8 protein-coding genes are annotated in these 12,981 nt (G+C 62.7%); 6 read left to right on the forward strand and 2 right to left on the reverse strand.

The features are described 5' to 3' along the window. The first annotated feature begins 443 nt into the window (after window positions 1-443). Window positions 444-3,647 carry an EAL domain-containing protein gene (locus H1204_RS39465; RefSeq protein ID WP_180734068.1) on the forward strand — a complete coding sequence of 1,068 codons (3,204 nt, stop codon included), beginning with the start codon at window positions 444-446 and terminating at the stop codon, window positions 3,645-3,647. Window positions 3,648-3,796: 149 nt separating this feature from the next. Further along, complete coding sequence (locus H1204_RS39470; protein WP_035996074.1) at window positions 3,797-3,976, forward strand: CsbD family protein; 180 nt, start codon at window positions 3,797-3,799, stop codon at window positions 3,974-3,976. A 38-nt stretch (window positions 3,977-4,014) separates the two neighbouring features. Here the strand turns inward: H1204_RS39470 and H1204_RS39475 are convergent, their stop codons facing one another. Continuing rightward, window positions 4,015-5,325: an MFS transporter gene (locus tag H1204_RS39475; protein ID WP_180734069.1), complete on the reverse strand. Its 1,311-nt coding sequence runs from the start codon at window positions 5,323-5,325 to the stop codon at window positions 4,015-4,017. 171 nt (window positions 5,326-5,496) lie between these two features. Continuing rightward, window positions 5,497-6,579 carry a tartrate dehydrogenase gene (locus tag H1204_RS39480; protein ID WP_180734070.1) on the reverse strand — a complete coding sequence of 361 codons (1,083 nt, stop codon included), beginning with the start codon at window positions 6,577-6,579 and terminating at the stop codon, window positions 5,497-5,499. A 108-nt stretch (window positions 6,580-6,687) separates the two neighbouring features. Between H1204_RS39480 and H1204_RS39485 the strand changes: the two genes are divergently transcribed. The 4 genes from H1204_RS39485 to nirD all read left to right on the forward strand — a co-directional run bounded on the left by H1204_RS39485 (window position 6,688) and on the right by nirD (window position 12,977). After that, on the forward strand, window positions 6,688-7,608 hold the full coding sequence (locus H1204_RS39485; RefSeq protein ID WP_180734071.1) for a LysR substrate-binding domain-containing protein: 921 nt from the start codon (window positions 6,688-6,690) through the stop codon (window positions 7,606-7,608). Between the two features lie 1,069 nt (window positions 7,609-8,677). Then, window positions 8,678-9,979 carry an MFS transporter gene (locus tag H1204_RS39490; protein WP_180734072.1) on the forward strand — a complete coding sequence of 434 codons (1,302 nt, stop codon included), beginning with the start codon at window positions 8,678-8,680 and terminating at the stop codon, window positions 9,977-9,979. A 34-nt stretch (window positions 9,980-10,013) separates the two neighbouring features. Next, window positions 10,014-12,584 (forward strand): nitrite reductase large subunit NirB, encoded by a 2,571-nt coding sequence (gene nirB, locus H1204_RS39495; protein WP_180734073.1) that lies wholly within the window; start codon window positions 10,014-10,016, stop codon window positions 12,582-12,584. Between the two features lie 45 nt (window positions 12,585-12,629). Then, on the forward strand, window positions 12,630-12,977 hold the full coding sequence (nirD, locus tag H1204_RS39500; RefSeq protein WP_180734074.1) for a nitrite reductase small subunit NirD: 348 nt from the start codon (window positions 12,630-12,632) through the stop codon (window positions 12,975-12,977). Window positions 12,978-12,981: the final 4 nt, after the last annotated feature.

The raw sequence follows: 12,981 nt of genomic DNA on the forward strand, positions 1-12,981 counted from the left end.
ACATATCATGCCGCCAAAAACGTTTTCACGTTCGTGCGTAACTCGTTGCGCCGTCATGAACTCGGAAGCGCAATCGTCGAATATGAACGGCTGATGCGTATCTATCTCGCGTTGCGCTTAGTGCATTCAGATGTTGCCGAAGACCCCTGCCATCGAGTGCACGGACCACCTCTTGCATAGGCTCGACGCGGCTTAAGCGATGCCCGCAACGCGTGACATACCTTGGTGCGAATCGGCTAAACACCCCTTGTTTTCTGCACCTGCGCGCAGCATTCGCGCACCGTCGAAGGGATTATTCAGCAAACGCTAAAGTCGCGAAACGACGAGCCGATATGCCGTAGTGGCGAGCGGCCTGATCGAGGCGTGCGGGCCTGTTTTTCACCTTCCACTGACCGGGAGTGATGTGTGACTCGTTCGATGTCGTACGCGGTGGCGCGCATGCCATGAAGCGCAATCCATTCTTCCGTCTACTTGCGCGTCTGCGCGTGGGCCGCAAGCTGCTGCTGATCTATCTGCTCGATTTGACGGCTGTGGTGTACATCAGCGGCATTCTGATTCACGAGAAATACATTTCGATCGACTTCTCGAACAAGGAGATCGTCGGCAACGCGTATATCGGCACCGTGCGCGATGCATTGACCGACGTAGCGATGGCGGGCGCGGGACAGCGTCCGCCCGCTGCCCGCCTGAAGAATGCGCAAACGGATCTCGCCAGTACGGAAGCGCGCTACGGCGCACATCTGGAAAGCGCCGGGCTGAACGCGCGCGTGCGCGCCGCGTTGGACGTGCTGGCGCGCGAAGCGCAGCCCACTGCCGCACAAATCAACGAAGCGCTCGAAGCATGCCGCGAGCTCGTGACGCGCGTCGGCAATCAGTCGAACCTGATTCTCGACCCTGACCTCGACAGCTACTACGCGATGTCGCTGTCGATCCTGCGTTATCCAGCGCTGCTCGAATCCGTCAACCGGATTGGACGGCAATTGCACGACGGGCACGAAGGGCACGAAGGCGTGCATGCCGTGCGCTCGCACGACGAACTGCGCACGCGCTATCTCGTACTCGAAGGGCAACTCGATGCCGTGCTGCAAGGTCTGCGCTCTGACTTCTCGGAAGCGGGCGCGGCCAATCATGCACTCGACTCGGCGCTCGGGCCGTCGATGGCACGGATGCTCACAGCCGTCGAATCGTACCGGCACGCGGCGCGCATCATCGTCGACAGCAACGGCGACGTCGATCCCACGTTGCTGTCGATTGTCGACGTGCAGCAGCAGACGCTCGTGGCCAGCGTGCAGGACACGTGGCGCAGCACGGCGGATCAGCTCGACGATCTGTTGCATGCACGCGTGCGCGGACTCTTCTCGCGCATGTGGCTGCATCTCGGCACGGCGCTCTTTCTGTTATGCAGCATTCTCGGCATGGTGTATTTCGTCGCGCAGCAGATTTCGCGGCCACTGCGCCAGCTTGCGCGCGTAATGGACACGGTGCGCAGAACGGGCGATCACACTGTGCGCGCGAGCTGGCACAGCCAGGATGAAATCGGTCAGCTGGTGCGCGGGTTCAACGAAATGCTCGAACAGCTCGACCGCGAGCGCGACGTGCAGAAGGAACTCGCGGCGACGGCGCGCGCGTCGGCCGCGCAGCATGCGCTTGTCGAATCGACGCCCGTGCCGATGATGGTGACGGCCGTGCCCGGTCATGAAGTGCTGCACGCGAACCAGCCCGCGCTGTACTGGCTCAACGGCTGCACAACCGACCCGTGGGCATACGGCCTGGATTCGTCGGTGCGCGCGCGTTTTTTCCAGCAGTTGTCCGATCGCGATGCCGTCGACGAATTCGAAGTGCGCTGGAAAGCGAGCACCGAACCGACGTGGGCGATGCTGTCCGCGCGGCGTCTGAACTTCCAGGGCCGCGACGCCGTGCTGACGGCGTTCACGCCGATCAACCAGATCAAGCTGATGGAGCAGCGGCTCGAACTATGGGCGAAGGTGTTCGAGGCTTCTTCCGAAGCGATCCTGATTCTCGATCAGGAGCGACGTCTGCTGACGGCCAATGCTTCGTTCTATCGCGCGACGGGCTACCGTGCGGAAGATATCGCGGGCCAGCCGCCCGCGTTCATCGTCGCCGGCGCGAATGGCGGCGCGGTGATCACGGCGCTCGCGACGCTCGTCGACCGCTCCAGTTCATGGAACGGCGAAGCGCAGATCAGACGGCGACAAGGCGGCGATTATCCCGCGTGGCTGATGATCAGCGCGGTGCGCGACAAACGTGGCAGCGTATCGCACTACATCTGCACACTGATCGACATCACGGATCGCAAGAAGAGCGAGGCGCGCATCGAGTTTCTCGCCGAGCATGACGTGTTGACGGAATTGCCGAACCGCGCGCTCTTCACGAAACGGCTGGGCGTGGCGCTCGAACACGCGAAGCACGCTCAACAACGCGTGGCGGTGCTCTTCATCGACCTCGACCGCTTTAAGGACATCAACGATTCGCTCGGTCATCATATCGGCGATGGCTTGCTGCGTTCCGTTTCGCGGCGTCTCGTGCAGGCCGTGCGCAGCAGCGATACCGTGAGCCGCCTGGGCGGTGACGAGTTCACGATGATTCTCGCGGATGCAGGCAGCGCAGCCGACGTTGCGCGCACCATCGACGAACGTCTGCTGCCGCTCGTGCGCGAGCCGCACGCGATCGGCGGTGTCACGCTGCAGGTTGCATGCAGCGCGGGCGTGGCGCTCTATCCCGACGACGGCACGGACATCGAAACGCTGATGCAGAACGCCGATGCCGCGATGTATCAGGCGAAGGCAGCGGGGCGCAACCTGGTGAAGTTCTTCTCGCCCGATATGGCGGAGCGTGCGCGTCAGCGGCTCGCGCTCGAAGCCTGCATGCGCACAGCTATCGAACGGCACGAACTGCGGCTGGCGTTTCAACCGTGTCTCGATGCGCAGACGGGCGCGCTCGTCAGTGTCGAAGGCTTGCTGCGCTGGACGCATCCGCAACTGGGCGCGGTGACGCCCGCGCAGTTCATTCCCATCGCCGAAGAGACGCGGCTGATCATTCCGATCGGCGCATGGGTGATCGACGAAGCGTGCCGGCAACTCGCGCGCTGGCGCGACGACGAGATGGGCGAGTTGCGCATGTCGATCAATCTGTCGGCGATCCAGTTGCGCGATGCGGATATCGTCGATACGTTGCGGCGCAGTCTCGCAACGCATGGCGTCGCGCCGCAGCGGCTGGAACTCGAAATCACCGAAACGGTATTGATGGACAGCGCGGAGAACTATCTCGATGCAATTCGCGCGATACGCGCGCTCGGCGTGAAGCTGTCGCTCGACGATTTCGGGACGGGCTATTCGAGCCTCAGCTATCTGAACCGCTTTCCGCTGGACCGGTTGAAGATCGACCGGGCGTTCGTTCGCGACATGCTCGATGCGCCCGCCGATCTCGCTGTCATCAAGGCGATCATCGAGCTTGGGCATGAGCTGGGTCTGCGCGTGGTGGCGGAGGGCGTCGAAAACGAGGACGAAGCGAATACGCTGCGCAGCATCGGTTGTGATGAATTGCAGGGATTCCTGTATTCGCCGGCGATATCGGCTGAAGAACTGGAGGCGTGGGCGGCGCAGCGGGTTGCGGCGGATGTCGAATGATGCGTTGGTACAAGTTACCGGCGCGTTGTCATGAAGACGCTTCCATGCCGGGCTTGAAACGCGCTACACGGCTACAGCAGGCGTTGGCGCGTGAATTGCATGTCAGTCACTCCGATGGCGCCTATGCGCCAATCGACAGGGAGAGCGACATGAACCGCGATCAGATCAAAGGTGTTGCGCAACAGGTGAAGGGCAAGGTCAACGAAGTGGTCGGCAAGGTGACGGGCAACCGCACGCAGCAACTGAAGGGCGATTTGCAGCAGGCTACGGGGACGGCTCGCAAGGCGTTCGGCGACGGGAAGGAGAAGATCAGAAGGATGGGCCGGTGACGTTTCCGTCGGACCGGCCCGTGTTCATCTGAAAACGATCAGTGATCGTGCCGCATGCAGGCCGTGGCGGGTTGCTGCGCGGCCTTGCGGCTCAGCATCAATGTGACGGCCGCCGATACGGCCAGCGTCGCGCCGACCACGTACAGGCCTGCTGCATATCCGCCCGTCACATTCTTGAGCCAGCCGATCGCGAACGGACCGACGAAACCGCCCAGATTGCCGACCGAATTGATCATCGCGATGCCCGCTGCAGCGCCTGCGCCTGAGAGGAACATGCTCGGCATCGCCCACAGCGGCGCCTTCGCCGCGCTGATGCCGACATTGACGACCACCAGTGCAAGCACGATCAACAAAGCAGTACCGGCCTGACCCGCGAAGATGAAGCCGGCACACGCCAGTGCGCAAGGAATCACGACGTGCCACGTGCGTTCTTCAGTCCGGTCGGAGTGCCGCGCCCACAACACCATCGCGATCACGGCCAGCACGCTCGGAATGCCCGTCAGCAGCCCCGTTTGCAGCGCGCTGAACCCGTACTGCCGGATGATGAGCGGCGCCCACAGACCCAGCGTATACAAGCCCGCCGACGTGCCGAAGTAGATCAGCGCGAGCGCCAGCACACGCGGATCGCGCAACGCACTCAGCGCGCCCGCCGTATGTCCCGAGTGACCTTTGCGCTCGTCGGCTTCGGTCTTGAGCTTCGCGATCAGCCATTCGCGCTCGTCGTCCTTCAGCCAGTGCGCTTTCGACGGGGTGTCGGTCAAAAACTTCAATACGACGAAGCCGAGCACGACGGCGGGCACGGCCTCGATGATGTAGAGCAATTGCCAGTCGGCGAGGCCGAACATCGGCGGCAACTGCATGATCGCGCCGGAGATCGGTGAGCCGATGGCCGTCGAGATCGGTGCAGCAGCCATGAACCATGCCGCGGCTGCCGCGCGCTGCTTGCCCGGAAACCACAGGCTCAGATACAGGATGATGCCGGGAAAGAAGCCCGCTTCCGCGACGCCCAGCACGAAGCGCAACACGTAGAAGCTGGTCGGACCCGTGACGAACGCCGAAGCGGCCGACACGATGCCCCACGTCACCATCACACGCGCGATCCAGATCCGTGCGCCGACGCGATGCAAGATCAGATTCGACGGCACTTCGAACAGAAAGTAGCCGATGAAGAACAGCCCGCCGCCGAGACCGAATGCCGTTGGCGAAAGACCGATTGCCTTGTTCATCGTCATGGCGGCGAAGCCGACGTTGACACGATCGAGAAAGCTGACGAAGTAGAGCAGCATCACGAACGGAATGATCCGTAACATGAGCTTGCGCGCTACTCGCGATTCGAGTTCGGGTTGCATGTGTCTCCTCCTTGGAGGTTGAGCCGGACTGTGCCGGACAATTCAGGCTTCACGGGTTGTCTGCCGTTTGCGGGTCAGTTGTAGTTGTGTGTGTGAAGCCTTTGGGCGCGCTTTTCGCTGCGCCCGGTGTCGCGGCGGCGTGAACCGCGCGACAACGGATTTGCATGCGCGTTATGCGGCTACGGGCACCTTTTTGACTAGCGCGCACACGGCTGCCGTCACTTGCGCAGTCGTCGCCTTGCCGCCGAGATCGCCTGTATGCAGCGACGGGTCCGCAGTAACGGTTTCGACCGCGCTCATCACGCGCTTCGCGGCTTCGAATTCGCCGAGATGCTCGAGCAACATCACGACCGACCAGAACGTGCCGATCGGATTCGCAAGGCCCTTGCCCATGATGTCGAACGCCGAGCCGTGGATCGGTTCGAACATCGACGGATAGTGGCGCTCCGGGTCGATGTTGCCCGTCGGCGCGATGCCGAGGCTGCCCGCCAGTGCAGCGGCGAGGTCGCTGAGGATGTCGGCGTGCAGGTTGGTGGCGACGATGGTGTCGAGTGATGCGGGGCGGTTGATCATGCGGGCCGTCGACGCATCGACGAGTTCCTTGTCCCATTTGACGTCCGGGAACTCCTTCGAAATCTGCAGCGCGATTTCATCCCACATCACCATTGCGTGGCGCTGCGCGTTGCTCTTCGTGATGACGGTGAGCAGCTTGCGGGGGCGCGACTGCGCGAGACGGAACGCAAAACGCATGATGCGTTCGACGCCGGCGCGCGTCATGATGGAGACGTCGGTGGCGGCTTCGATCGGATGGCCCTGATGCACGCGGCCGCCGACGCCCGAATATTCGCCCTCGGAGTTTTCGCGGACGATCACCCAGTTCAGGTCTTCGGGCGTGCAGCGCTTCAGCGGCGCGTCGATGCCGGGGAGAATGCGGGTCGGCCGCACGTTCGCGTATTGATCGAAGCCCTGGCAGATCTTCAGGCGCAGGCCCCACAGCGTCACGTGATCGGGCACGTCGGGGTCGCCTGCCGAGCCGAACAGGATCGCGTCCTTGTTGCGGATTGCGTCGAGGCCGTCGGCGGGCATCATCACGCCGTGCTCGCGGTAGTAGTCGGCGCCCCAGTCGAAGTTCTCGAACTCGAATTTGAAGCTGTTGCTGGTACGCGCCAGCGCTTCCAGCACTTCCTTGCCCGCCGGCACGACTTCCTTGCCGATGCCGTCGCCGGGGATCGTCGCAATGCGATAGGTGTTCATGTCTCGCTCCTTCAATTGATTTGGAATGGAACTGACTGTACCTAACTGGAAGCGCAGTAACCGGTGCTAAACTCAAAGCATCTTTAACTTCAATTCACAAATCGAGCCGTGACCGAAACCGTTCAACCGACCGACTTGAGCTTTTTCTCGACGCTCGCCGCGTCAGGCAGCCTGAGCGCGGCGGCGCGCGAACTGGGGCTGACGCCGGCCGCCGTGAGCAAGCGGCTGACGCAGATGGAACAGCGTGCGGGCGTGCCGCTTGTGAACCGGACGACGCGCCGGATGATGCTGACGCCCGAAGGCGAGGTCTACCTGGAGCACGCGCGGCGGATACTCGATGAGATCGACGCATTGTCCGAACTGCTGGGTAGCGCGAAGAAGAGCCCGAAGGGCTTGCTGCGGGTGAATGCGACGCTCGGGTTCGGGCGCAGTCATGTCGCGCCGGCGATATCGCGTTTCGTGAACCGTTATCCGCAGGTCGCGGTGCAGCTGCAACTGTCCGTCACGCCGCCGCCGCTCACGGACGACGCGTTCGACGTCTGCATCCGCTTCGGCGAGCCGCCCGATACCCGCGTCGTCGCGCGACGGCTTGCGCCGAATCGCAGACTGCTATGCGCGGCGCCTTCGTACATCGCCGAGTATGGGATGCCAGTCACGCCGCATGAACTGGTGAGGCACAACTGCATCGGCATACGGCAGGGCGACGAAGCGTACGGCGTGTGGCGGCTCGCGACAGGGCGTGGCGCTGCCCGCAAGACGGAGTCGGTGCGCATCAACGGCAATCTGACGACGAATGACGGCGAGATCGCGGTGAAGTGGGCTTTGGAAGGGCACGGAGTCTTGATGCGCGCCGAGTGGGATATCAATGAGTATCTGGCGGATGGCAGGCTCGTGCAGGTGCTGCCTGGGTATGAGACGCCGGGCGCCGATATCTTTGCCGTGTATTCGCAAAGGCATCAGATGTCGGCGCGGATTCGGACGTTCGTCGATTTCATTGCGGCGGAGTTGAGGGAGGCGCGGGAGGGGTAGGGCGTGGCGGTACGTCCGTTTCGCCTTTACGTTGTTTTACAGGGTGGCTTACGTTTCATGCTAGGTATACCGTCTCTTTCTGCGGAAATTGATTCGGATATCTATGCAATGGAATACGCTCGATGTACCGCTGGAGGATTTGGCCGAGGAAAATGGGCCGCTTTCGAGAAGACCGGTCCTGGACCGCTGATGTTGAACGGCGCGAATGCATTCGTGATTTATAACCAGTGTCGAGGGCATTGATGCAACATCCACTCCCTAATAGTTCTTTCGTTGTGTCTTACGACGATGCCGAAAAAAGCTATCAGTCTTCGTCGTCAAGGATTCCGACATTCAGCCGTTCAAGGAGTCGACGGTCGTTGCAGACTGGCCACTATCCGCCATCGGAGACGAGTTGGGCGAAGAGGTAGCTCGCCGGCTAGGGATCACAGCGCTCAACGTCCTCGCGATTTATCATCCAGCGTTAAAGTCACTGGTAACGGTAAAGCTGGAGCAGCCGACGCTCCCCGATCAAGATGTCGGCCTTTGAATTCGGCCCGGCAGCCGTCTCAATGACTAGCGATATCGAGACTTGGGGTTGGCAACTCGCAATAAATAGCGACCTTCTAGTCCGCTCCGTCCAACCTGATGCGCGTGATGAATCATAAAGCGCGTCGCGACATGGCAGGCGCACGATGCATCGGCTTGCCTGAATTGCACTCACCTACGGAGCGTAAGCAACCCTACGCTCCCTGTCCCGCAAACGACGAAACCCGCACCACATCCGCACCATTCCCACGCACGCCCACAGTGCTGCGCTGCACCAGCAAAGTGCCGGCGAGCCTCACCATGAATCAGCGGACAAGCTCGCGATAAAACCCGCAAACCACTCTCAAACCCAAGCCAGCAAAGCCTCTGCGCCGCCAATAGCCCGCATGGCACACACCTTGCGATAAACCCCACATCGCGGCTCAACGACGAGCCGCAAAGCAGCATCCCCACGTACCGACGAATTTTGGACAACGGCGTCCCCTGAATCTGGTCTCGCACCCGATTCGCGGGACGCCGTAGTCGTTTACAGGCCCGGAACATGACCGACAAAGCCACATCGATCGATCTGCTGAACTGGCGCACGCCCGCCATGCGCGCTTTCCACTTCGCGTGGATGGCGTTCTTCGTCTGCTTCTTCGCGTGGTTCGCCTGCGCGCCGCTGATGCCGCTCATCAAGCAGGAGTTCCACCTCACAGCGGATCAGGTCGCGAACATCAACATTGCTGCCGTCGCGATCACGATTCTCGTGCGTCTGATCGTCGGTCCGATGTGCGACCGCTTCGGCCCGCGCAAGGTCTACGTCGCGTTGATGATGGTCGGCGCGCTGCCCGTGCTTGGCGCGGCGCTCGCGCACAGCTACACCGCGTTCCTGTTGTGCCGGCTCGGCATCGGCGCGGTCGGCGCGAGCTTCGTGATCACGCAATATCACACGTCCGTGATGTTCGCGCCCAACGTGGTCGGCACGGCGAACGCGACCAGCGCCGGCTGGGGCAATGCAGGCGCAGGCGCCGCGCAGATGCTCGTGCCGCTGATGCTCGCCGGCGCCGTCGCGCTGGGCGCGAGCAACGCCGACGCCTGGCGTTTGACGCTCGTGCTGCCGGGCATCGCGATGCCCATCATGGCCGCGCTCTACTGGCGCTTCACGCAAGACTGCCCGCAAGGCAATTTCGCGGAACTGCGCGCACGCGGCATCGTCGTCGATAGCGGCAAGAAAGGCGGCTGGGCAAGCCTGCTCGCGGCCTCGCGCAACTATCGCGTGTGGATGCTGTTCGTCACCTACGCCGCGTGCTTCGGCGTCGAGGTGTTCATCCACAACGTCGCGGCCATCTACTACGTCGATCACTTCCAGCTGTCGCTGCGCGACGCCGGTCTCGCGGCGGGCAGCTTCGGCCTGCTCGCAATCTTCGCGCGTCCGCTCGGCGGTCTGTTGTCGGACTGGGGCGCGAAGCGTCGTGGGCTGTCGGCGCGTTCGATGTTGCTGTTCGCGCTGATCGCCGGCGAAGGCGTCGGCCTGCTGCTGTTCTCGCAAGCAAACCACGCGGCGCTCGCGGTGATCGCGATGCTGCTGTTCGGTCTCTTCACACACATGGCGTGCGGCGCGACCTACGCGCTCGTGCCGTTCATCGACCGCAAGGCGCTCGGCGGCGTGGCGGGCATCGTCGGCGCGGGCGGCAATGTCGGCGCGGTGGCGGCGGGCTTTCTGGCGAAGGGCATGGGCGACCTGCATCAAACGCTGTTGACGCTCGGCGCGTTCGTCAGCGCGTCCGCGATCTGCGCCATCGCCGTGCGCTTCTCCGCCGAACACACCACCCGCGATGCCGCACTCGGCGCAACGAATTAAATCAATGAATCTCCTCTCTGACAGGATCGGCGACATGAAAGTCATCGTTATCGGCCACGGCATGGTCGGCCACAAACTGCTCGAATGCCTCGCGGAACAAGCTACGGCGCGCCTCGACATTACCGTGCTGTGCGAAGAGCCGCGTCCCGCCTACGATCGCGTGCATCTGTCGGAGTTCTTCTCGGGCAAATCCGCCGACGACCTGTCGCTGGTCGCGCCCGGCTTCTTCGATCGCGACGACATGGTGCTGCGCCTGAACGCGAAGGCCGTGTCGATCGATCGCGACGCGCACACGGTGACGACCTCGACGGGCGAAACGCTTTCGTACGACAAGCTCGTGATCGCCAGCGGCTCATATGCGTTCGTGCCGCCCGTGCCGGGCAAGGACCGCAAAGACTGCTTCGTCTATCGCACGATCGAAGACCTCGAAGCGATGCAGGAATGCGGCGCGCGCTCGAAGACGGGCGTCGTGATCGGCGGCGGTCTGCTCGGTCTGGAATGCGCGAAAGCACTGCGCGACCTGGGCCTCGAAACGCATGTCGTCGAGTTCGCACCGCGTCTGATGGCGGTTCAGGTTGACGACGGCGGCGGCAAAGTGTTGCGCGGCAAGATCGAAGAACTCGGCGTGACCGTGCATACGCAGAAGAACACGCTGGAGATCGTCGACGGCGAAGAAGGCACGCATCGCATGCAGTTCGCCGATGGCAGCCATCTCGACACCGACATGATCGTGTTCTCCGCCGGCATCCGTCCGCGCGACGAGATCGCGCGCGCCAGTGGTCTCGCGGTCGGCCCGCGCGGCGGCATCGTGATCGACAACCACTGCCGCACGAGCGACGCCGACATCTACGCGATCGGCGAATGTGCGCTGTGGAACGGCCAGATTTTTGGCCTCGTTGCGCCGGGCTACGAAATGGCACGCGTGACGGCCAAACAGTTGCTCGGCGAAGGCGACGCTGCGTTTGCGGGCGCCGACATGAGCACGAAGCTGAAGCTGATGGGCGTCGATGTGGCGAGCCTCGGCGACGCGCACGCAGCGACGGCGGGCAGCCGTACGTATCAGTTCAGCGACGAGCGCAAGCAGGTCTACAAGAAGCTGGTCGTGTCCGACTGCGGCAAGTATCTGCTCGGCGGCGTGATGGTCGGTGACGCGAGCGAATACGGCACGCTGCTGCAGATGATGCTGAACCGCATCCAGTTGCCGGAGTCGCCGGAATTCCTGATCCTGCCGCAAGCGGACGGCAACGCGAAGCCCGCACTCGGCGTCGATGCATTGCCCGAAAGCGCGCAGATCTGCTCGTGCAACAACATCTCGAAGGGCGCGATCTGCGCGGCCGTTTGCGCGGGCGCGACGACCATCGGCGACGTGAAGAGCGCGACGAAGGCGGGCACGGCATGCGGCGGCTGCGTGCCGCTCGTCACGCAGGTGATGAAGGCCGAGATGAAGAAGCAAGGTCTCGCCGTCAACAATCATCTGTGCGAGCACTTTCCGTTTTCGCGCCAGGAGTTGTATCACCTCGTTCGCGTCGAGCGCATTGAGACCTTCAGCGCACTGCTGAACAAGCATGGTCACGGCCTTGGCTGCGATATCTGCAAGCCCGCCGTCGCCGGCATTCTCGCGTCGTGCTGGAACGAGTTCGTGCTGAAGAAAGAGCACGCCAGCCTGCAGGACACGAACGACTACTACCTCGCGAACATCCAGCGCGACGGCACGTATTCCGTCGTGCCGCGCATGCCGGGCGGCGAAGTGACGCCGGAAGGCTTGATCGCCGTCGGCCAGGTCGCGCAGAAGTACGGCCTCTACACGAAGATCACGGGCGGGCAGCGCGTCGATCTGTTCGGCGCGCGCGTCGAACAGTTGCCGTCGATCTGGGAAGAACTGATCGCCGCCGGCTTCGAGTCGGGCCACGCATACGGCAAGTCGCTGCGCACGGTGAAGTCATGCGTCGGCTCGACGTGGTGCCGCTATGGCGTCGACGATTCCGTCGGTCTCGCGATCGATATCGAGAACCGCTACAAAGGTCTGCGCTCGCCGCACAAGATCAAGTTCGCGGTGTCGGGCTGCACGCGCGAGTGCGCGGAGGCGCAAAGCAAAGACGTCGGCATCATCGCGACGGAAAAGGGCTGGAATCTCTACGTGTGCGGCAACGGCGGGATGAAGCCGCGCCATGCCGAACTGATCGCGTCGGATCTGGATCGCGAAACGTTGATCCGTTATATCGACCGCTTCCTTATGTTCTACGTACGTACGGCCGACCGCCTGCAACGCACCAGCGTGTGGCGCGAGAACCTCGAAGGCGGCCTCGACTATCTGCGCGAAGTCGTCATCAATGACAAGCTCGGCATCGCGGCGGAACTCGAAGCGGAAATGCAGCACGTGGTCGACACGTACGAATGCGAGTGGAAGAAAGCCGTCACGGACCCCGAAACGCGCAAGCGCTTCCGTCACTTCGTCAACAGCGACAGTACTGACGACAACGTCAGCTTCGTCCCGACGCGCGGCCAGATCCGGCCCGCCACGCCCGAAGAGCGCCAGCGGCCCGTGCGTATTCCCGTCGTCGTCGAGCAGTCGACGGAATCGACAGAACCGGCCGAAACGGTTTGATCCAGGCACCCACGTCATTTACTCACCGATAGAACGGAGATCGACATGAACAACGACCGTTTGCCGACCACCTGGACGTCCATTTGCACGCTCGACGACATCGTGCCGAACACGGGCGTCTGCGCACTCGTCAATGGCGAGCAGGTCGCCGTGTTTCGCGTCGAAGGCGAGCGCGGCGGCGTGTACGCCATCGACAACTTCGACCCGGCATCGCAGGCGGCCGTGCTGTCGCGCGGGCTGATCGGCAGCCTCGGCGAGCGCATCGTGGTCGCGTCGCCGATCTACAAGCATCACTTCGATCTGCGCACGGGCGAATGCCTCGAAGCGCCCGACAAGTCCGTCAGCGCATTCGCGGCGCGCGTCGAAGACGGACACGTATGGGTATCGGCGTAATCTA

The organism is Paraburkholderia sp. PGU19, from assembly GCF_013426915.1.
Taxonomy (GTDB): Bacteria; Pseudomonadota; Gammaproteobacteria; order Burkholderiales; family Burkholderiaceae; genus Paraburkholderia.

What these genes read in the sequence shown, in the direction of transcription:
- H1204_RS39490 (WP_180734072.1), top strand. Translation starts at nt 8,678, where the DNA reads ATGACCGACAAAGCCACATCGATCGATCTGCTGAACTGGCGCACGCCC.
- H1204_RS39475 (WP_180734069.1), bottom strand. Translation starts at nt 5,325, where the DNA reads ATGCAACCCGAACTCGAATCGCGAGTAGCGCGCAAGCTCATGTTACGG.
- H1204_RS39470 (WP_035996074.1), top strand. Translation starts at nt 3,797, where the DNA reads ATGAACCGCGATCAGATCAAAGGTGTTGCGCAACAGGTGAAGGGCAAG.
- H1204_RS39480 (WP_180734070.1), bottom strand. Translation starts at nt 6,579, where the DNA reads ATGAACACCTATCGCATTGCGACGATCCCCGGCGACGGCATCGGCAAG.
- H1204_RS39465 (WP_180734068.1), top strand. Translation starts at nt 444, where the DNA reads ATGAAGCGCAATCCATTCTTCCGTCTACTTGCGCGTCTGCGCGTGGGC.
- nirD (WP_180734074.1), top strand. Translation starts at nt 12,630, where the DNA reads ATGAACAACGACCGTTTGCCGACCACCTGGACGTCCATTTGCACGCTC.
- nirB (WP_180734073.1), top strand. Translation starts at nt 10,014, where the DNA reads ATGAAAGTCATCGTTATCGGCCACGGCATGGTCGGCCACAAACTGCTC.